This is a genomic window from Streptococcus oralis SK304, assembly GCF_000287715.1.
Taxonomy (GTDB): Bacteria; Bacillota; Bacilli; order Lactobacillales; family Streptococcaceae; genus Streptococcus; species Streptococcus oralis_Y.
Map to the genome: position 1 here is coordinate 417,948 of NZ_ALJN01000016.1, position 19,728 is coordinate 437,675.

Consider the following 19,728-nt stretch of genomic DNA (forward strand, 5'->3'; position numbering starts at 1 on the left):
AATGGAACATCTTGGAAAGGTATTTCGTGAATTTCGAACAAGTGGGAAATACTCCTTGAAAGAGGCGGCAGGTGAATCATGTTCAACCTCTCAGTTATCTCGCTTCGAGCTTGGGGAGTCTGATCTAGCAGTTTCCCGTTTCTTTGAGATTTTGGATAATATTCATGTGACCATTGAAAATTTCATGGACAAGGCTAGGGATTTTCAAAATCATGAACATGTTGCCTTGATGGCACAGATTATTCCGCTTTACTACTCAAATGATATTGCAGGTTTTCAAAAGCTTCAAAAGGAACAGCTTGAGAAAGCAAAGAGTTCGACCAATCCCCTCTATTTTGAGCTGAACTGGATTCTGCTACAAGGCCTTATTTGTCAAAGAGATACTAGTTACAGTATGGAACAGAGTGATTTGGATAAGGTGGCGGATTATCTTTTCCAAACAGAAGAATGGACCATGTATGAGTTGATCCTTTTTGGCAATCTCTATACTTTCTACAATGTGGACTATGTGGCTCGGATTGGCAGAGAAGTCATGGAGCGAGAGGAGTACTATAAAGAAATTGGTCGCCATCGAAAACTCGTTTTGATTTTAGCTCTTAACTGTTACCAGCATTGTTTGGAAAACCGTTCCTTTACGGATGCGGACTATTTTGAGGGCTATGTGAAGAAGTTGATTGGAAATGGTATCAAGCTTTATGAGCGCAATATCTTTCATTATCTCAAAGGTTTTGCTCTCTACCAGAGAGACCTGAAAGAAGAGGGTTGTTGTCAGATGCAGGAAGCCATGCATATTTTTGAAGTACTTGGACTTCCAGAGCAAGTGGCCTATTATCAGGAACATTATGAAAAATTTATAAATCCTTAAATTTCCCAAATAAGGGAAAAGCGAAGAGACTCTTTTCAGTTTTGATACAATAGTTTCAAAATTTGAGAGGAGCTTTTTATATGAATCGACATGCAATCCAGTTGATTGGTCGTGGAGCTATTAATAAAATAGGAAATATGCTCTATGACTATGGAAATAGTGTTTGGTTGGCATCAATGGGAACGATAGGACAGACTGTTCTTGGGATTTATCAGATTTCTGAACTCGTCACATCGATTCTGGTCAATCCCTTTGGCGGAGTGATTTCAGACCGCTTTTCGCGTCGCAAAATTTTGATGACGACAGACTTGGTTTGTGGTATTCTCTGTTTAGCTATTTCTTTCATCAGAAATGATAGCTTGATGATTGCTGCTCTGATCTTCGCAAATATTGTTCAGGCGGTTGCCTTTGCATTTTCTCGTACAGCCAATAAAGCTATTATAACTGAGGTTGTAGAGAAAGACGAGATTGTGACCTATAATGCTCGCTTAGAGCTCGTTTTGCAGGTTGTAGGCGTTAGCTCCCCTGTACTTTCTTTCATCGTTTTACAATTTGCCAGTCTCCATATGACGCTCGTTTTAGATGCCATTAGTTTTTTCATCGCATTTACATTAGTAGCTTTTCTCCCCCAAAAAGAGACTCAGGAACAAGAGAAAAAGACTTTCAGCTGGAAAAATATTTTTGCTGATATGAAAGAAGGACTTGGCTATATCTGGCGCCAGCAAGAGATCTTTTTCCTTTTGTTAGTAGCTTCCAGTGTTAATTTCTTTTTTGCAGCCTTTGAATTTCTCCTCCCCTTTTCAAATCGGCTTTACGGGGTAGAAGGAGCCTATGCAAGTATTTTGACTATGGGGGCAATTGGTTCGATTATCGGAGCTCTTCTAGCTAGCAAAATAAAGGCAAATGTTTATAATCTTTTGATTCTATTGGCTTTGACTGGAGTTGGAGTTTTTATGATGGGGTTACCACTGCCAACTTTTCTTTCCTTTTCTGGAAATTTAGTTTGTGAACTATTTATGACGATTTTTAATATTCACTTTTTTACTCAGGTGCAAACCAAGGTTGAGGGGGAATACTTGGGAAGAGTCCTAAGTACAATTTTTACATTAGCCATTCTATTTATGCCGATTGCAAAAGGCTTTATGACGGTGTTGCCAAGTGTTCATCTCTCTTCTTTTCTGATCATTGGAAGCGGGGTTATTGTCCTGTCTTGTTTATCCCTCTTTTATGTGCGAAGCCATTTTAAAAAAGAGTTATAATTTATCTTTTTTAAAAAATATTTCTCTACAATCCATTTTTCAGCCCTTCTCTATTGTGAGGAGGGCTTGATTTATGGTAGAATAGTTTTATGAATGAAAGAATGAATGAGTTAGTTGCCTTGCTCAATCGCTATGCGACCGAGTACTATACGAGCGACAATCCCTCGGTGTCAGATAGCGAGTATGATCGTCTCTACCGAGAGTTGGTCGAATTGGAAGCTGCCTATCCAGATCAAGTTTTAGCGGACAGTCCGACCCATCGTGTTGGTGGTAAGGTTTTAGACGGTTTTGAAAAATACAGTCATCAGTATCCTCTTTATAGTTTGCAGGATGCTTTTTCACGTGAAGAGTTAGAAGCTTTTGATGCGCGTGTTCGAAAGGAATTACCCCAACCGACCTATATCTGTGAATTGAAAATCGATGGTTTGTCTATATCGCTTACGTATGAAAAGGGGATTTTGGTTGTTGGTGCCACACGTGGGGATGGTTCTGTTGGTGAAAATATCACCGAAAATCTCAAGCGCGTCAAGGACATTCCTTTGACCTTGCCAGAAGAACTTGATATCACTGTCCGTGGAGAGTGTTACATGCCACGCACTTCATTTGATCAAGTCAACCAAGCTCGCCAAGAAAATGGAGAGCCTGAATTTGCTAATCCTCGTAACGCAGCTGCAGGAACCCTCCGTCAGTTGGATACCGCAGTAGTGGCCAAGCGTAATCTTGCGACTTTCCTCTATCAAGAAGTAAGCCCTTCTACTCGTGATAGCCAAGAAAAGGTCTTGAAGCATCTTGAACAGCTTGGATTTGTGGTTAATTCTAAGCGAATTCTGGCTGAAAGCATGGATGAGATATGGAATTTCATCCAAGAAGTTGGACAAGAACGGGATAATTTACCTTATGACATTGATGGAGTGGTAATCAAGGTCAATGACCTTGCAGGTCAAGAAGAGCTTGGCTTTACCGTTAAAGCGCCCAAGTGGGCAGTTGCCTATAAATTTCCTGCTGAAGAAAAAGAAGCCCAACTCCTTTCAGTTGATTGGACAGTTGGCCGTACTGGAGTTGTCACGCCAACTGCCAATCTGACACCAGTTCAGCTTGCTGGGACAACCGTCAGTCGTGCAACTCTCCACAACGTAGATTATATTGCTGAAAAAGATATCCGAAAGGACGATACGGTTATCGTTTATAAGGCTGGAGACATCATCCCTGCTGTTTTGCGTGTGGTAGAGTCCAAGCGTGTTTCTGAAGAAAAACTAGATATTCCGACTAACTGTCCAAGCTGTGACTGTCAGTTACTTCATTTTGAAGATGAGGTTGCTCTACGTTGTATCAATCCTCGCTGCCCTGCCCAAATCATGGAAGGTTTGATTCACTTTGCCTCTCGAGATGCCATGAATATTACAGGACTTGGTCCATCTATCGTTGAAAAGCTTTTTGCTGCTAATCTAGTTAAGGATGTGGCGGATATTTACCGTTTGAATGAAGACGATTTCCTCCTTTTAGAAGGCGTCAAGGAAAAGTCTGCTTCTAAACTGTATCAGGCCATTCAAGCATCCAAGGAAAACTCTGCTGAAAAGCTTTTATTCGGTTTGGGAATTCGCCATGTCGGAAGCAAGGCTAGCCAACTCTTGCTCCAACACTTTCACTCTATTGAAAATCTAGCCCAAGCAGACCCAGAGGAAGTAGCAAGTATCGAGAGCTTGGGTAGTGTGATTGCTCAAAGCCTTCAGACTTATTTTGCTACAGAAGGATCGAAGATTCTCCTAGACGAGTTGAAAGAAGCTGGAGTTAATCTGGACTACAAAGGACAGACAGTAGTAGCGGATGCGGTCTTGTCAGGTTTGACCGTTGTATTAACTGGAAAATTGGAACGTCTCACACGTTCTGAAGCCAAAAGTAAACTCGAAAGTCTTGGTGCCAAAGTTACAGGCAGTGTATCTAAGAAAACGAATCTTGTCGTAGCAGGAGCAGATGCAGGAAGCAAGCTCCAAAAAGCACAAGAACTTGGTATCGAAGTTCGAGATGAAGCTTGGCTAGAAAGTTTGTAAAGAATAGTTGAAAACTAGATGTTAGATAGTCTGAAACTATCTCTCCTGATGTATTTTTATATCTATTAAGGCTATTCTCTATTGTGCTGAAATTCCCGCTAAATTCTTCAGCACCACATAAAAAAATTGAAATTAGGAATTAGGAATTAGGAAAAGAAATGTATAGATACCCAGTAGTCATCCATTTTCACCGAAAAAATGGAGATTATGATGCCTGTTCATTCAGTAGAAAACAGGCAGATATTAAAGAAAATTTGTATTATGAAAATGACTATTTTGGAGCCAAATTCTCCTTTACCGTCATAAGTGCAGAAAGGCTCGATACTCTGACCTTTTCTGTCGAAATAGATGGAAAGGCAAAAGACTATCTCCTACGGTTTAACCATTATCCACTGTTGACTGAGGTTTGGATCTTAGATGGTGATGAGACAGTTTATTATTCTGAAAATCCAGCCATTGCAAGTCCTTTCTATAAAGATCAAAACCCTTTTGCTTTTGATAAAGCCTTTCACAGTGAGAGTTTTGATCATCATTGGGGATACCAAGGAGAGTTGGGGTATAGTATCTCAGACTACCAGACAAGCTTTAAACTTTGGGCTCCTACAGCTACAGCGGTTCAAGTGGTTGTCTATGAAAATACCAGCAACGATGCGCCGGTTTGGAAAACCTTTAATCTAGAGCGTGGGAATAGCTATTCATACAGTCATAAGTACAATACTATTGGTCTTTGGAGTGTAGATCTAGATGAAAATCTTGCAGGTAAAGCTTATCAGTACCAGGTTGAGTTTCCGCACCACCAGACTTTGACACGAGATCCTTATACAACTGCAACAAGTCCTGATGGAAAACGTTCCGTCATTCTCTCTCAGCAAGATAGACAGGTAGAAGGATTCGAAGTTAAACATGGGACAGATGCTCCTTGGCGTTTGGAAAATCCATGTAAAGCAGTTATCTGTGAAATGCATATTCGTGATTTTACAAAATCACCGACATCTGGAGTTCCAGAAAACCTTCGAGGGACCTTCCTTGGGGCTGCCCAGACTGGAACGGTTAACCAGTATGGTCAAACAACTGCCTTTGACTATATCAAAGCGCTCGGTTGTAATTATGTTCAACTTCAACCAATCTTTGATCGCCATAAGGAATATGATGAGGATGGAAATGTAACCTATAACTGGGGTTATGACCCTCAAAACTACAATGCTCCAGAAACGAGTTTCTCTAGCAATCCAGATGATCCTGGACAAGTTATTCGAGACCTCAAGACAATGATTCAGGCTTATCATGATGCAGGAATCGGTGTCATTATGGATGTCGTTTACAACCATACCTTCTCAACAGTTGATGCACCTTTCCAAACAACTGTTCCTGATTATTACTATCGTATGAATCCAGATGGAACCTTCCAAAACGGCACAGGAGTAGGAAATGAAACCGCGAGTGAACACGAAATGTTCCGCAAGTATATGATTGACTCACTCCTTTATTGGGTGAAAGAATACAATATTGACGGTTTCCGTTTTGACTTGATGGGAATTCACGATGTTAAAACCATGCAGGCAATTCGTTGGGCACTTGATGAAGTTGATCCACGTATTATCACTTATGGAGAAGGTTGGGATATGGGGACAGGTCTTGCACCTTATGATAAGGCCAAGAAGGACAACGCCTATCAGATGCCAAATATTGGATTCTTCAATGATGATCAGCGAGATGCGGTTAAAGGAGGAGAAGTTTATGGTGCAGTCAAGGCAGGATTTGTTAGTGGTGCAGCTACAGAATCAATTGTAGCTAAGGCTATTCTTGGTAGTCGGGAATTGGGTTCCTATCTTAGTCCAAACCAAGTCCTTAACTATGTGGAAGCCCATGATAATTACAACTTGCATGATTTGTTGGTGACCCTTCATCCAGATCACAGTTTAGATAAGATTATGCGCCAAGTTGAGACAGCAACAGCGATGAGCATTCTTATGCAAGGGATGTCCTTTATAGAGTTGGGGCAAGAATTTGGCCGCACTAAACTCCTTGCTACTGGAGAAAATGGCGAGCTGACTGCGGCAGATAGAGAACGTGCCATGAATAGTTACAATGCTCCAGATAGTGTCAACCAAGTCAACTGGGATTTAATCAATGAGAGACAAGAGAGCATTGACTTTATCCGTCAGATTATTCGCCTGAAAACACAGACCAGTGCCTTCTCCTATCCTACATATGAAGAAGTCTATCGCCATGTCTTCGTCCATACAGCTGCTGAAAATAGCGGATGGATCGTTTACGAAATTCACGGTGGACCAGAGCACTTATTGGTAGTCTTTAATGCGAAGGGAACTTCCTTCTACTTTGAAAATGCAGGAAATCTTGAAATGCTGGTGTCTAATAGTCGTTCTAAAAAATCGAATGTGATTGATGATACCAGTGTCGTGGTCTTAAAGGTACTCTCGTAAATTAATGTTCTAAAAAGGTTTAGATTAACTAGGCCTTTTTTGATTTTTATTGAAAAACCAATATCTAATAGGAATAAAATTCAAATAATTTGAAGAATCAAGTTTGTGAAAAAAATATCAATATTTCCACAAAAAGGGTTGTAATTTTCTGAAAATTTGATAAAATAAGTTTTAATCATTTTCAGGAGGAAGAGAATTTGACAAATTATCAGAATTTAGTGAATGGAAAATGGAAATTATCAGAGAACGAGATTACGATCTATTCTCCTATCAATCAAGAAAAACTAGGCACGGTACCAGCTATGAGTCAGGCTGAAGTAGATGAGGCTATGAAAGCTGCGCGTGCAGCTCTCCCTGCGTGGCGTGATTTAGCACCCGTTGAGCGTGCAGCCTATTTACATAAGACAGCAGATATTTTGGAACGTGATAAAGAAAAAATTGGTACAATTCTTGCCAAAGAGGTTGCAAAAGGGATTAAAGCAGCCATTGGAGAAGTAGTACGTACAGCAGATTTGATCCGTTTTGCTGCTGAGGAAGGTATCCGTATTACTGGACAAGCGATGGAAGGTGGCGGTTTTGAAGCTGCAAGTAAAAACAAACTAGCCGTTGTCCGTCGTGAGCCAGTTGGAGTTGTCTTAGCTATTGCGCCATTTAACTACCCAGTCAACCTTTCTGGATCCAAGATTGCTCCGGCTTTGATTGCAGGGAATGTTGTTATGTTTAAACCACCAACGCAAGGATCTATTTCTGGTCTCTTGCTAGCTAAAGCATTTGACGAAGCCGGAATTCCAGCAGGTGTCTTTAACACCATCACTGGACGTGGTTCTGAGATCGGAGACTACATCATCGAACACAAGGAAGTGAACTTCATTAACTTTACAGGTTCAACACCGATTGGTGAGCGTATCGGTCGTTTAGCTGGTATGCGCCCAGTTATGCTGGAGCTTGGCGGGAAAGATGCAGCAATCGTTTTAGAAGATGCAGATTTGGAAAATGCAGCCAATCAAATCGTAGGTGGTGCATTTAGCTACTCTGGTCAGCGCTGTACCGCTATCAAACGTGTCTTAGTTGTAGAAAGCGTAGCAGACAAGTTAGCCGAATTGCTCCAGGCTAAAGTCGCTAAGCTAACAGTCGGTGATCCATTTGACAATGCTGATATCACACCTGTTATTGACAATGCTTCAGCTGATTTCATCTGGGGATTGATTGAAGATGCTCAGGAAAAAGGCGCTAGGGCTCTTACACCAATCAAGCGTGAAGGCAATCTTCTATGGCCAGTGCTTTTTGACCAAGTTACAAAGGATATGAAAGTGGCATGGGAGGAACCGTTTGGCCCTGTTCTACCAATTATCCGTGTCGCAGATGCGAATGAAGCAGTAGCAATTGCCAATGAATCTGAGTTTGGTCTTCAATCCTCTGTCTTTACAAATGACTTTAAGAAGGCATTTGAAATCGCTGAGAAACTTGAAGTGGGAACCGTTCATATTAATAATAAAACACAACGCGGACCAGATAATTTCCCATTCCTTGGTGTAAAAGGTTCTGGAGCAGGAGTGCAAGGAATTAAATATAGTATCGAAGCGATGACAAATGTTAAATCCATTGTATTTGATGTGAAATAATATATAAAATCGGGAAATCGATTTCCTGATTTTATTTTTTTCAAAAAAATACAGTTTAAAATTGTTAAAAAACGAATATTCTGGTATTATAATAAAAAAATATATGGAAATTGTTTCGTATTCTATTTTCGGGATATCTTTTTTAAAATGCTCGGTAATTTTTTGAAGACTTTCATAAAAAAATATGATTTTCTTCGTAAATTACTTGAAAGTTATCTTAAAAGAGTGTATAATAGAATCATAGAAAACGCTTACAAAAGAGAGGGGATCGAATGAATAATCAAGAAGCATTAAGAACCTTTACTACAGGTGAAAACTTTCACCTCCAGCATTATTTAGGAGCACATAGAGAGGAGAAAAACGGAGAAATTGGCTATACTTTTAGGGTTTGGGCACCAAATGCACAAGCAGTTCATCTAGTTGGGGATTTTACTAATTGGGTCGAGAATCAAATTCCTATGGTTCGTAATGAAGCAGGTGTTTGGGAAGTCTTTACTAGTCAGGCTCAGGAAGGTCAGATTTATAAATATCATATCACGCGTGCAAATGGTCACCAGATCATGAAGATTGATCCGTTGGCAGTTTATTTTGAAGCTAGACCGGGTACAGGAGCAGTTCTGACCAATATCCGTGAAAAGAAATGGAAAGATGGTCTTTGGCTAGCACGTCGCAAACGTTTGGGATTTTTCGAGAGACCAGTTAATATATACGAGGCCCATGCAGGATCTTGGAAGAGAAATCCAGACGGTAGTCCCTATACTTTTTCGCAACTGAAAGACGAGTTGATTCCATACTTAGTTGAGATGAACTATACACATATTGAGTTCATGCCTTTAATGGCTCACCCACTTGGCTTGAGCTGGGGCTATCAGCTTATGGGTTACTTTGCTTTTGAACATTCCTATGGCAGACCTGAGGAATTCCAAGATTTCGTTGAAGAGTGTCATATAAATAATATCGGTGTTATCGTAGACTGGGTGCCAGGCCATTTCACTATTAATGATGATGCATTAGCATATTATGACGGCACACCAACTTTTGAATACCAAGATCACAACAAGGCTCATAACTACGGTTGGGGTGCGTTGAATTTTGACCTCGGGAAAAATGAGGTCCAGTCTTTCTTGATTTCAAGTATTAAATTTTGGATTGATTTTTACCACTTAGATGGTATTCGGGTCGATGCAGTGAGCAATATGCTTTACCTAGATTATGATAATGCTCCTTGGACTCCAAACAAAGACGGTGGAAACCTTAACTATGAAGGTTATTATTTCCTTCAACGTTTAAACACAGTGATCAAGTTAGCTCATCCAGATATCATGATGATTGCAGAAGAAAGTTCATCAGCGACAAAGATTACTGGTATGAAAGAAATGGGCGGCCTTGGATTTGACTATAAATGGAATATGGGCTGGATGAATGATATCCTCCGTTTCTACGAGGAAGATCCGATTTATCGCAAGTATGACTTTAATCTTGTGACTTTCAGCTTTATGTATGTTTTCAATGAAAACTATCTCCTACCTTTCTCACATGATGAAGTGGTTCATGGCAAGAAGAGTATGATGCATAAGATGTGGGGAGATCGCTACAATCAGTTCGCTGGTCTGCGTAATCTCTACACCTATCAAATTTGTCATCCAGGTAAGAAACTCTTGTTCATGGGTAGTGAGTACGGGCAATTCCTAGAATGGAAGTCTGAAGAGCAGTTGGAATGGTCCAATCTAGAAGATCCGATGAATGCCAAGATGAAGCATTTCACTTCTCAACTAAATCAATTCTATAAAGAGCATCGTTGTCTTTGGGAAATTGATACTAGTTATGATGGTATTGAGATTATCGATGCGGATAATAGAGATCAGAGTGTTCTTTCCTTTATTCGTAAGGGCAAGAAGGACGAAATGTTAGTCTGTGTCTTTAATATGGCACCAGTTGAACGAAAAGACTTTACAATCGGACTTCCTGTCGCAGGAGTTTATGAAGAAGTTTGGAATACAGAATTGGAACAATGGGGTGGTGTCTGGAAAGAATACAACCAAACGGTTCAAACTCAAGAAGGATTATGGAAGGATTATGAGCAGACTTTGACCTTCACCTTGCCTGCTATGGGAGCAAGCATTTGGAAGATCAAGCGTCGTTTGAAACCAGCTAAGAAAAAAGAATAGCAGGCTGTTGATTACAATTTTTAATATTTTAAAAACGGATGTACTTGTATTGGACTTGAAACACAAGAGAAATGGATTTCCTATTATTTTTATAAAAAGTTTGACTTCCGACCTTCTTTCGATTTTAACGTTCACATGTCTTTATAAAGGAGTAGAAAATGAAGAATGAAATGCTAGCTTTGATCCTTGCCGGTGGGCAAGGAACACGTCTCGGAAAACTCACTCAAAGCATTGCCAAACCAGCAGTGCAATTCGGTGGGCGCTACCGTATCATTGACTTTGCTCTTTCCAACTGTGCAAACTCTGGGATTCATAATGTTGGTGTTATTACGCAGTACCAACCTCTTGCTTTGAACAACCATATTGGGAATGGTTCTAGCTGGGGACTAGATGGTATTAACACAGGTGTTTCTATCCTTCAACCCTACTCTGCGAGTGAGGGAAACCGTTGGTTTGAAGGGACCAGTCACGCTATCTACCAAAATATCGACTACATTGATAGTATTAATCCTGAGTATGTTTTGATCCTTTCTGGTGACCATATCTACAAGATGGACTACGATGATATGCTCCAATCACATAAGGATAACAATGCCAGTCTGACTGTAGCTGTTCTAGACGTACCTCTAAAGGAAGCTAGCCGTTTTGGTATCATGAATACAGATGCCAATAACCGTATCGTTGAATTCGAAGAAAAACCAGCAGAACCTAAGTCTACTAAAGCTTCTATGGGAATCTATATTTTTGACTGGAAACGTCTACGCAACATGCTAGTAGCCGCTGAAAAGAACAAGGTAGATATGTCAGATTTCGGTAAAAATGTTATTCCAAACTACCTTGAGTCTGGAGAAAGCGTCTATGCTTATGAATTCAAAGGCTACTGGAAAGACGTTGGTACTATCGAGTCTCTATGGGAAGCAAATATGGAATACATTGATCCAAACAACGCTTTGGATAGTCGTGATCGTCAGTGGAAAATCTACTCACGGAACTTGATTTCACCACCAAACTTTATTGGAAAACACGCTCATGTAGAAGATTCTTTAGTTGTGGATGGCTGTCTCGTGGATGGAACTGTTAAGCATTCCATTCTCTCAACAGAAGCGCAAGTACGTGAGGGTGCTGAAGTAGTAGACTCTGTAATCATGAGTGGTGCCATTATCGGAAAAGGTGCAAAAATTAAACGTGCCATTATTGGTGAGGGTGCTGTTATTTCTGAAGGTGTCGAAATTGATGGAACAGACGAAGTACAAGTAGTAGGATACAATGAAGTAGTGGGGGTAGCATCAGATGAAGATTGATAAATATTCAGCCATTTTAGGAAACACAGTTGGTTTTCATGATATGTCAACGTTAACAGAACACCGTCCGGTGGCTAGCTTGCCATTTGGAGCAAAATATCGTTTAATTGATTTCCCTCTTTCTAGCCTTGCAAATGCTGGTGTTCGTAGTGTCTTTGGAATTTTCCAACAAGACAATATCAGTTCAGTCTTTGACCACATTCGTTCAGGACGTGAGTGGGGCTTATCTACCCTTCTCAGCCACTACTATCTAGGTATTTATAATACGAGTGTTGAAAGTAGCACAGTTGGGAAAGAATATTACCAACAGCTTCTCACTTATTTGAAACGTTCAGGATCAAATCAGACGGTTGCACTTAACTGTGATATCGTGGTGAATATTGACCTCAATCAAGTATTCCATTTACATACTACTGCCGGTCGTCCGATTACAGTTGTTTATAAGAAATTACCTAAAAAGGATATTTCAGATGTTAATGCCATCTTGGAAGTGGATGAAACAGACCATGTTCTTTCTCATAAACTTTTTGATGCCAAATCAACAGATGAACTTTTCAACATGTCTACAGATATATTCGTCGTTGATACTCCGTGGTTGATTGAACGACTTGAAGAAGAAGTTCAAAAAGAATATCCAGAAAAATTACGCTATGTACTCCGCGATTTAGCTGTAAAAGAAGGTGCTTTTGCTTACGAATACACGGGCTATCTAGCCAATATTCACTCCGTTCAATCCTATTATCAAGCCAATATTGATATGTTGGAGTCTCAAAAATTCTACTCTCTCTTCTCACCTAACCAAAAGATTTATACCAAGGTTAAGAATGAAGAACCAACCTACTATGCGAATACTTCAAAAGTAAGTACTTCTCAGTTTGCTTCTGGTAGTATCATTGAGGGTGAAGTAGTTCAGTCAGTCCTATCTCGTAACATTTATGTTCACAAAGATAGTGTGGTGAAAGACAGCATTTTATTCCCTCGTGTTGTGATTGGTCAGGGTGCCCAAGTTGAATATGCCATCCTAGACAAAGGAGTTGAAGTTGCGGACGGTGTTGTCATTCGAGGAACAGCAGAACATCCAGTTGTAGTTAAGAAGGGTGAAACAGTAACAGAGGACATTTACTCATGAAAATTTTATTTGTAGCGGCAGAAGGAGCACCCTTTTCAAAAACAGGTGGTTTGGGCGATGTCATTGGTGCCCTTCCCAAATCACTTGTAAAAGCAGGGCACGAAGTTGCAGTTTTCTTGCCTTACTATGATATGGTAGAAGCTAAGTTTGGTGACCAGATAGAGGATGTTCTCCACTTTGAAGTTAGTGTAGGATGGCGTAGACAGTACTGTGGTATTAAGAAAAAGGTCTTGAATGGGGTTACTTTCTACTTCATTGATAATCAATATTATTTCTTCCGTGGCCATGTGTACGGTGATTTTGACGATGGTGAACGCTTTGCCTTTTTCCAACTGGCTGCTCTTGAAGCCATGGAACGCATCGGCTTTATTCCTGATCTTCTCCATGTTCATGATTACCACACAGCCATGATTCCCTTCTTGTTGAAAGAAAAGTATCATTGGATTCAAGCATATCAAGGAATCAGAACAGTTTTAACTATTCATAATTTGGAATTTCAAGGTCAATTTTCTGAAGGAATGTTGTGGGATTTGTTCGGTGTTGGGTTTGAACGCTATGCTGATGGCACCCTTCGGTGGAATGATTGCCTCAACTGGATGAAAGCAGGTATTCTCTACGCGGATCGTGTCTCAAGCGTTTCCCCTAGCTATGCGCACGAGATTATGACCAGTCAGTTCGGCTGCGGTTTGGACCAGATTCTTCGGATGGAGTCAGGTAAGGTTTCAGGTATTGTCAATGGTATTGACGCAGATCTTTATAATCCTCAAACAGACCCACTTTTAGATTATCATTTTGATAAGGAAGATTTGTCTGGAAAAGCACAAAATAAAGCGAAATTGCAAGAGAGAGTTGGGTTACCTGTCCGAGCAGATGTTCCTCTAGTTGGGATTGTCTCTCGTTTGACGCGCCAAAAAGGTTTTGATGTTGTGGTAGAAAGCTTGCATCGTTTCTTACAAGAGGACGTTCAAATAGTCCTTTTAGGAACAGGTGACCCGGCTTTTGAACATTCCTTCTCCTGGTTTGCGCAAGTCTATCCAGACAAGCTATCAGCAAATATCACTTTTGACGTCAAGCTCGCTCAAGAAATATACGCAGCTTGTGATCTCTTCCTCATGCCAAGTCGTTTTGAACCATGTGGCTTGTCACAAATGATGGCTATGCGCTATGGAACTCTACCATTGGTTCATGAAGTGGGTGGCTTGCGTGATACGGTTCAATCCTTCAATCCTATCGAAGGAACTGGTACTGGATTTAGCTTTGACAATTTAACACCTTACTGGCTTAACTGGAGTTTCCAAACAGCCTTGGATGTTTATAAGTACCAGCCGGACGTTTGGAAAAATCTACAAAAACAAGCTATGGAATGTGATTTCTCATGGGATACAGCCTGCAAATCTTACCTGGACTTGTACCATAGTTTAGTCAACTAATAGATAAAATCGTATGATTCTTTCATACGATTTTTGGGCTGTTTAGAAAAGAGGAGAAGTGATGACTCAAGTAATGGGGCTCTGTGTCATGGATGTTGATGGCACCCTGATAGCAGAGGAAGTGATTGATCTTTTAGGAAGAGAAGCAGGTTGCGAAGCCGAAATTTCGCAAATTACAAGCCAGGCAATGCGAGGTGAACTGGATTTTAAAACAAGTTTAAGAGCAAGAGTGGCTTTGTTAAAAGGTCTTCCAATTTCGGTCTTTGATACTGTCTTCAAATCCATTCACCTGTCCAAGAATGCTCAAGAATTTATCTCCATTCTTCAAAAGAAGGGCATCCTCGTCGGTCTAGTGTCTGGTGGCTTTACACCAATAGTTGAGAGATTGGCAGAATCCCTTGGTATCTCCTATTTCTCTGCTAACCAGTTGGAAGTCAAAGACGGTTTTTTAACAGGAAAATTAGTTGGTGAAATTGTGACAGGTCAAGTAAAAAATGCTACTCTTGAGAAATGGAGAAAGGAATTAGAACTACCCAAAGAAAGAACGATTGCTATCGGTGATGGTGCCAATGACCTCTTGATGTTAAAGACAGCAGGCCACGGTATAGCCTTTTGTGCCAAAGAGGTCGTAAAAGCAGAGATAGCTTGTCATGTAGATACGAGGGATTTTTTGGAAGTTCTTCCTTTGATTGATTTCTTAGAATGAGAGGGAACTATGAAAATTGTAATCGCACCTGATTCTTTTAAAGAAAGTTTGACAGCAGAAGAGGTCGCTCAAGCTATAAAAAAAGGCTTCGAACAGTCAATATCGGATGTAGAATGTCTGCTCTGTCCTGTTGGTGATGGTGGGGAAGGAACTGTAGATGCTATTCGCCATTCTCTTGAACTCGAAGAAAAATGGCAAGAGGTGACGGGGCCTTTTGGGCTAAAAGAATCAATGCGCTACTTTCAAAAAGATCAAATAGCGCTCTTCGAAGTTGCTGACTTGGTTGGTCTTGGAAAGATTCCGCAGGAGAAACGAAACCCTCTCCACATCCAAACTCGCGGTATCGGAGAATTGATTCGCCATCTCATTGATCAAGGAATGAAAGATATCTATGTCGGCGTTGGCGGTACGGCTAGTAATGACGGTGGGATAGGCATTGCTGCTGGTCTGGGTTATTGTTTTTATGATAAGAATGGAAAGGAATTACCAGCTTGCGGTCAGACTTTGCTTGAGTTCGAGTCAGTTTCAGACAGTGAGTTGTATAGGATTCCTGAAGATGTGAAAATTCGCATTTTAGCAGATGTCGTGAGCCCTTTATGTGGTCATCAAGGAGCGACCTATACATTTGGAAAACAAAAGGGCTTGGATCCTGCTTTATTTGAGACAGTAGATCTGGCTATGCAGCGGTTCTATGAAAAATTACCGCCTTCTACCCTATTTCTTAAAGGAGCAGGGGCAGGTGGGGGTATTGCTGCTGGGCTATGTGCTTTTGCTGAGGCCTGTATCGTATCTGGGATTGATACTTGCTTGGATTTGATAGACTTTGACAAGAAAGTTGCAGGCGCCGACTTGGTTATCGTTGGAGAAGGCAGACTGGACAGTCAAAGCTTTGCTGGGAAAGCTCCTATCGGCGTAGCAAAAAGAACCCCTAACAGAGTTCCAGTTATTGCTATTTGTGGTAGTCTTGCTGACGATTTGCCTCCCCTACCATTTGAAAATATACAAGCAGCATTTTCCATTTTAGAAAAATGTGAACCTTTAGAGAATAGTTTGAAAAATGCAAGTCTCTATTTGGAGCACACAGCTACTAATATCGGTCATTTATTAAATATGAGGAAGGATTAACCTAACCATTTTTTCCAGATTGATTTTTTAGGAGTTTCTGTCTTTTTCTCCTCCCAGAGATTCGAGAATGCAAGTCTAAGGTCTTTTTCATCTACTTGAACAGGTTCGTTCGTGTGAATGACAAGGCCGAAAGGAGAGGTGATATGATCATCTGAAACAATAGTCGCCTGGCAGTTGCTTTCCTTTGCTTGTTTTAAGTAAAAGACTTGTTTGTCAAACTCGATATTTGGTGAGATTTTCACAAAAAGTTCCTCTACCTTTTCTTGAAAACCATCTAAAATAGAGAAAAATCCATGTTCTAATTCAGGACTATTGGCAGTACTGATATCCGCGTATCCAAGAACTCTTTCCTCGAAAGTACCGAGGTAGCGGCGTTGTTCGTCAGGGTTTAATTTCGGCCCACCATGAGCTTTTTCTAGTAGTTGTTTTGATAAATCTGTCATAAAAACAGTATATCACAAAAATCGCATGAAAACAGACAAAAGAAAGCGATTACTTTATAAAGTTAAGGAAAATTTGCACAAAGATAACGTTTTTTCTTGAAAAACGCTTATTTTTAAGGTATCATAGAGGTGTAAAAAATTTAACTCAAAGGAGAGTAAAAAATGTCAATTATTACTGATGTTTACGCTCGCGAAGTCCTAGACTCACGCGGTAACCCAACACTTGAGGTAGAAGTTTATACTGAATCAGGTGCTTTCGGACGTGGTATGGTTCCATCAGGAGCTTCTACTGGTGAACACGAAGCAGTTGAACTTCGCGACGGTGACAAATCTCGTTACGGTGGTCTTGGTACACAAAAAGCTGTTGACAACGTAAACAACATCATCGCTGAAGCTATCATCGGCTACGATGTACGTGACCAACAAGCTATCGACCGTGCTATGATCGCACTTGACGGTACTCCTAACAAAGGTAAATTGGGTGCAAACGCAATTCTTGGTGTGTCTATCGCTGTAGCTCGTGCTGCTGCTGACTACCTTGAAATCCCACTTTACAGCTACCTTGGTGGATTCAACACTAAAGTTCTTCCAACTCCAATGATGAACATCATCAACGGTGGTTCTCACTCTGACGCTCCAATCGCTTTCCAAGAATTCATGATCGTACCTGCTGGTGCACCTACATTCAAAGAAGCTCTTCGTTGGGGTGCTGAAATCTTCCACGCTCTTAAGAAAATCCTTAAATCACGTGGTTTGGAAACAGCCGTAGGTGACGAAGGTGGATTCGCTCCTCGTTTCGAAGGAACTGAAGACGGTGTTGAAACTATCCTTGCTGCAATCGAAGCTGCTGGATATGTTCCTGGTAAAGACGTATTTATCGGATTTGACTGTGCTTCATCAGAATTCTATGATGAAGAACGTAAAGTTTACGACTACACTAAATTTGAAGGTGAAGGCGCTGCTGTACGTACTGCTGCAGAACAAATCGACTACCTTGAAGAATTGGTAAACAAATACCCAATCATCACTATCGAAGATGGTATGGATGAAAACGACTGGGACGGTTGGAAAGCTCTTACTGAACGTCTTGGTGGTAAAGTTCAATTGGTTGGTGACGACTTCTTCGTAACAAACACTTCTTACCTTGAAAAAGGTATTGCAGAAGGTGCTGCTAACTCAATCCTTATCAAAGTTAACCAAATCGGTACTCTTACTGAAACATTCGACGCTATCGAAATGGCGAAAGAAGCTGGTTACACTGCAGTTGTATCACACCGTTCAGGTGAAACTGAAGATTCAACAATCGCTGACATCGCAGTTGCAACTAACGCAGGACAAATCAAGACTGGTTCACTTTCACGTACAGACCGTATCGCTAAATACAACCAATTGCTTCGTATCGAAGACCAACTTGGTGAAGTAGCTGAATACCGTGGATTGAAATCATTCTACAACTTGAAAAAATAAAATAGTTCAGTGAACTATTTTATCCCGAACCTTGAAATTCAAAAGTTCGGTCGTTGATCTAACAACGTTTTAAGCCCCTCGGATTTTATCCGAAGGGCTTTTTGTATATAAAGGCAAAAAATAGAAAATAGTTTATGGTATAATAGACAAAAACACTTGTATTAGGAAGAAATTATGCCTAAAGAGATTGATATTGAGTATTACCACCAACTAGCACTGCAAAAGCAGAAGGAGCACCGCAAAGTGTTAGCTAATCTAAAGAAAAAACCTCCTAGAAACTTAGATAAGATTGCCCAGCAGATTCACCAAGAAGTTTTTGCTGAGATTGATTGCACTGCATGTGCTAACTGTTGTAAGACCTTGGGACCCGACTTTAAAGAAGCCGATATTACCCGTATTGCTAAGTACTTTAAGATGAAATTACCAGCTTTTGAAGCGGAATTCCTGCAGGTGGATGAAGATGGGGACAAGGTTTTCAAATCCATGCCTTGCCCCTTTCTAGGAGGAAACAATCTCTGCTCAATCTACGACGTTCGACCAAAGGCTTGCCGTAAGTTCCCTCATACAGATCGTAAGAAGATTTATCAAATTAATCATCTGACAGTCAAAAATACCCTGACCTGCCCAGCAGCTTATCTCTTTGTTGAGAAATTAAAGGATAGGTTATAGAAATATACACCTCTGAATCTTGTACAAATATTCTAGGGCGGAAGTATCTGATATCTGATAGACTATAGATAGAATTGAACATGGCCTAAAAGCTGTGTGAAAAAGATAAAATTTCCTAGGACCAGAAACTCCAGCGTCAATTTTCCTATTTTCACTTTGCTTTTAACGTCTTTTGTATCTTGTGGAGGTAAGAAGAAACGAATATGATGCATCAATTCAATCAAACCATGGATTATTTGGAGCAGCAACTGACTTCAGAAGTGGATATGAAAAGATTTCAACAGCTATCTGGCTATTCTTATCCTCTCTTTAGCAGGCTCTTTTCCATCCTAGCAGATATGACTTTAGCAGAATATTTGCGCAATCGCAGGCTGTCAGAAGCTGTGACAGACTTGCGGGAAAGCACTGAGAAAGTCATTGACATAGCGCTGAAATACGGCTATGACTCTGCGGATGCCTTCAGCGCAGCCTTTAAGAAATTCCATGGTGCGACCCCCTCAGAAGTTCGAAATGGAAAACCTTATCGGGTCTTTCCTAGACTTCAATTATCCTTAAAGATTACAGGAGGAAAGAACATGGATATCAAGATTCAAAAGAAACCTGCTTTTACCGTGGCAGGCGTTCTATTGGAAGCTATTGACAATAGCCAATGCCCGTCTGCATGGGAGCAGCTTTATGCAAATCACAGCTTTGAAAGTCTAGAGAGTCTGGGAAGTGGCCAATCCTTTGGTCTCTGCTCGGATGTGAAAGAAGGCGAAATCATTAACTGCATGGCGGCTTATGATGTGACGGATAAAGCGAAAGCAGAAGAACTAGGTCTGTCAATCAAAGACATCCCAGCAGCTGAATATGCTATCGTCCCAGTCAAAGGTTCTATACCAGCTAGCATTCACAATGCTTGGAAGTATGTTTTGGAGGTTTTTTTCCCAGAAACAGGCTATCGCCACTCAGGAGCGCCAGATTTTGAAGTCTATACTGAAGGAGATATGTCGTCACCAGACTATCAAATGGAACTCTGGATACCAGTAAGCAAGGACTAGATAATTTTCTAT

General features: G+C 40.7%; 15 protein-coding genes. 14 read left to right on the forward strand and 1 reads right to left on the reverse strand.

Going from position 1 to position 19,728, the window contains the following annotated elements:
• The first annotated feature begins 1 nt into the window (after position 1).
• The 11 genes from HMPREF1125_RS08915 to HMPREF1125_RS08965 all read left to right on the forward strand — a co-directional run bounded on the left by HMPREF1125_RS08915 (position 2) and on the right by HMPREF1125_RS08965 (position 16,097).
• Positions 2–865, forward strand: coding sequence for an XRE/MutR family transcriptional regulator (locus HMPREF1125_RS08915; protein ID WP_000400530.1), 864 nt, complete (start codon positions 2–4; stop codon positions 863–865).
• 80 nt (positions 866–945) lie between these two features.
• A complete protein-coding gene (locus tag HMPREF1125_RS08920) occupies positions 946–2,124 on the forward strand; it encodes an MFS transporter (RefSeq protein WP_001079347.1) in 1,179 nt (392 codons plus the stop codon).
• 89 nt (positions 2,125–2,213) lie between these two features.
• Positions 2,214–4,172, forward strand: a complete 1,959-nt coding sequence (ligA, locus tag HMPREF1125_RS08925; protein ID WP_001005756.1) for an NAD-dependent DNA ligase LigA — start codon at positions 2,214–2,216, stop codon at positions 4,170–4,172.
• Between the two features lie 158 nt (positions 4,173–4,330).
• Entirely contained in the window at positions 4,331–6,616 is a 2,286-nt protein-coding gene (pulA, locus tag HMPREF1125_RS08930) for a type I pullulanase (RefSeq protein WP_000286533.1), read from the forward strand.
• A gap of 197 nt (positions 6,617–6,813) precedes the next feature.
• Positions 6,814–8,238: an NADP-dependent glyceraldehyde-3-phosphate dehydrogenase gene (locus tag HMPREF1125_RS08935; protein WP_000186345.1), complete on the forward strand. Its 1,425-nt coding sequence runs from the start codon at positions 6,814–6,816 to the stop codon at positions 8,236–8,238.
• Positions 8,239–8,510: 272 nt separating this feature from the next.
• Positions 8,511–10,406, forward strand: a complete 1,896-nt coding sequence (glgB, locus tag HMPREF1125_RS08940; protein WP_001064534.1) for a 1,4-alpha-glucan branching protein GlgB — start codon at positions 8,511–8,513, stop codon at positions 10,404–10,406.
• A 158-nt stretch (positions 10,407–10,564) separates the two neighbouring features.
• Positions 10,565–11,707, forward strand: coding sequence for a glucose-1-phosphate adenylyltransferase (locus HMPREF1125_RS08945; protein WP_000787255.1), 1,143 nt, complete (start codon positions 10,565–10,567; stop codon positions 11,705–11,707).
• On the forward strand, positions 11,697–12,836 hold the full coding sequence (glgD, locus tag HMPREF1125_RS08950) for a glucose-1-phosphate adenylyltransferase subunit GlgD (protein ID WP_000687044.1): 1,140 nt from the start codon (positions 11,697–11,699) through the stop codon (positions 12,834–12,836). Before HMPREF1125_RS08945 ends, glgD begins: the two co-directional genes overlap by 11 nt.
• A complete protein-coding gene (gene glgA, locus HMPREF1125_RS08955; protein WP_000697271.1) occupies positions 12,833–14,266 on the forward strand; it encodes a glycogen synthase GlgA in 1,434 nt (477 codons plus the stop codon). Before glgD ends, glgA begins: the two co-directional genes overlap by 4 nt.
• A 61-nt stretch (positions 14,267–14,327) precedes the next feature.
• Complete coding sequence (gene serB / locus HMPREF1125_RS08960) at positions 14,328–14,972, forward strand: phosphoserine phosphatase SerB (RefSeq protein WP_000195502.1); 645 nt, start codon at positions 14,328–14,330, stop codon at positions 14,970–14,972.
• A 9-nt stretch (positions 14,973–14,981) separates the two neighbouring features.
• Positions 14,982–16,097 carry a glycerate kinase gene (locus HMPREF1125_RS08965; RefSeq protein WP_000706398.1) on the forward strand — a complete coding sequence of 372 codons (1,116 nt, stop codon included), beginning with the start codon at positions 14,982–14,984 and terminating at the stop codon, positions 16,095–16,097.
• On the opposite strand, the gene HMPREF1125_RS08970 is transcribed toward HMPREF1125_RS08965, so the two are convergent.
• Positions 16,094–16,540, reverse strand: a complete 447-nt coding sequence (locus HMPREF1125_RS08970; RefSeq protein ID WP_000131095.1) for a DUF1694 domain-containing protein — start codon at positions 16,538–16,540, stop codon at positions 16,094–16,096. The genes HMPREF1125_RS08965 and HMPREF1125_RS08970 overlap by 4 nt on opposite strands.
• Before the next feature lie 162 nt (positions 16,541–16,702).
• Between HMPREF1125_RS08970 and eno the strand changes: the two genes are divergently transcribed.
• The 3 genes from eno (at position 16,703) to HMPREF1125_RS08985 (ending at position 19,716) form a co-directional block, all read left to right on the forward strand.
• On the forward strand, positions 16,703–18,007 hold the full coding sequence (eno, locus tag HMPREF1125_RS08975; RefSeq protein ID WP_000022823.1) for a surface-displayed alpha-enolase: 1,305 nt from the start codon (positions 16,703–16,705) through the stop codon (positions 18,005–18,007).
• A gap of 174 nt (positions 18,008–18,181) precedes the next feature.
• The gene (locus tag HMPREF1125_RS08980) at positions 18,182–18,676 is read left to right on the forward strand and encodes a YkgJ family cysteine cluster protein (protein ID WP_001123661.1); all 495 of its coding nucleotides are present in this window, start codon (positions 18,182–18,184) and stop codon (positions 18,674–18,676) included.
• Positions 18,677–18,879: 203 nt separating this feature from the next.
• Positions 18,880–19,716, forward strand: a complete 837-nt coding sequence (locus tag HMPREF1125_RS08985; RefSeq protein ID WP_000972222.1) for an AraC family transcriptional regulator — start codon at positions 18,880–18,882, stop codon at positions 19,714–19,716.
• The last annotated feature ends 12 nt before the right edge of the window (positions 19,717–19,728 follow it).

What these genes read in the sequence shown, in the direction of transcription:
- HMPREF1125_RS08920 (WP_001079347.1), top strand. Translation starts at nt 946, where the DNA reads ATGAATCGACATGCAATCCAGTTGATTGGTCGTGGAGCTATTAATAAA.
- HMPREF1125_RS08985 (WP_000972222.1), top strand. Translation starts at nt 18,880, where the DNA reads ATGATGCATCAATTCAATCAAACCATGGATTATTTGGAGCAGCAACTG.
- glgD (WP_000687044.1), top strand. Translation starts at nt 11,697, where the DNA reads ATGAAGATTGATAAATATTCAGCCATTTTAGGAAACACAGTTGGTTTT.
- eno (WP_000022823.1), top strand. Translation starts at nt 16,703, where the DNA reads ATGTCAATTATTACTGATGTTTACGCTCGCGAAGTCCTAGACTCACGC.
- glgB (WP_001064534.1), top strand. Translation starts at nt 8,511, where the DNA reads ATGAATAATCAAGAAGCATTAAGAACCTTTACTACAGGTGAAAACTTT.
- glgA (WP_000697271.1), top strand. Translation starts at nt 12,833, where the DNA reads ATGAAAATTTTATTTGTAGCGGCAGAAGGAGCACCCTTTTCAAAAACA.
- HMPREF1125_RS08915 (WP_000400530.1), top strand. Translation starts at nt 2, where the DNA reads ATGGAACATCTTGGAAAGGTATTTCGTGAATTTCGAACAAGTGGGAAA.
- HMPREF1125_RS08980 (WP_001123661.1), top strand. Translation starts at nt 18,182, where the DNA reads ATGCCTAAAGAGATTGATATTGAGTATTACCACCAACTAGCACTGCAA.
- HMPREF1125_RS08970 (WP_000131095.1), bottom strand. Translation starts at nt 16,540, where the DNA reads ATGACAGATTTATCAAAACAACTACTAGAAAAAGCTCATGGTGGGCCG.
- HMPREF1125_RS08965 (WP_000706398.1), top strand. Translation starts at nt 14,982, where the DNA reads ATGAAAATTGTAATCGCACCTGATTCTTTTAAAGAAAGTTTGACAGCA.
- HMPREF1125_RS08945 (WP_000787255.1), top strand. Translation starts at nt 10,565, where the DNA reads ATGAAGAATGAAATGCTAGCTTTGATCCTTGCCGGTGGGCAAGGAACA.
- pulA (WP_000286533.1), top strand. Translation starts at nt 4,331, where the DNA reads ATGTATAGATACCCAGTAGTCATCCATTTTCACCGAAAAAATGGAGAT.
- ligA (WP_001005756.1), top strand. Translation starts at nt 2,214, where the DNA reads ATGAATGAAAGAATGAATGAGTTAGTTGCCTTGCTCAATCGCTATGCG.
- serB (WP_000195502.1), top strand. Translation starts at nt 14,328, where the DNA reads ATGACTCAAGTAATGGGGCTCTGTGTCATGGATGTTGATGGCACCCTG.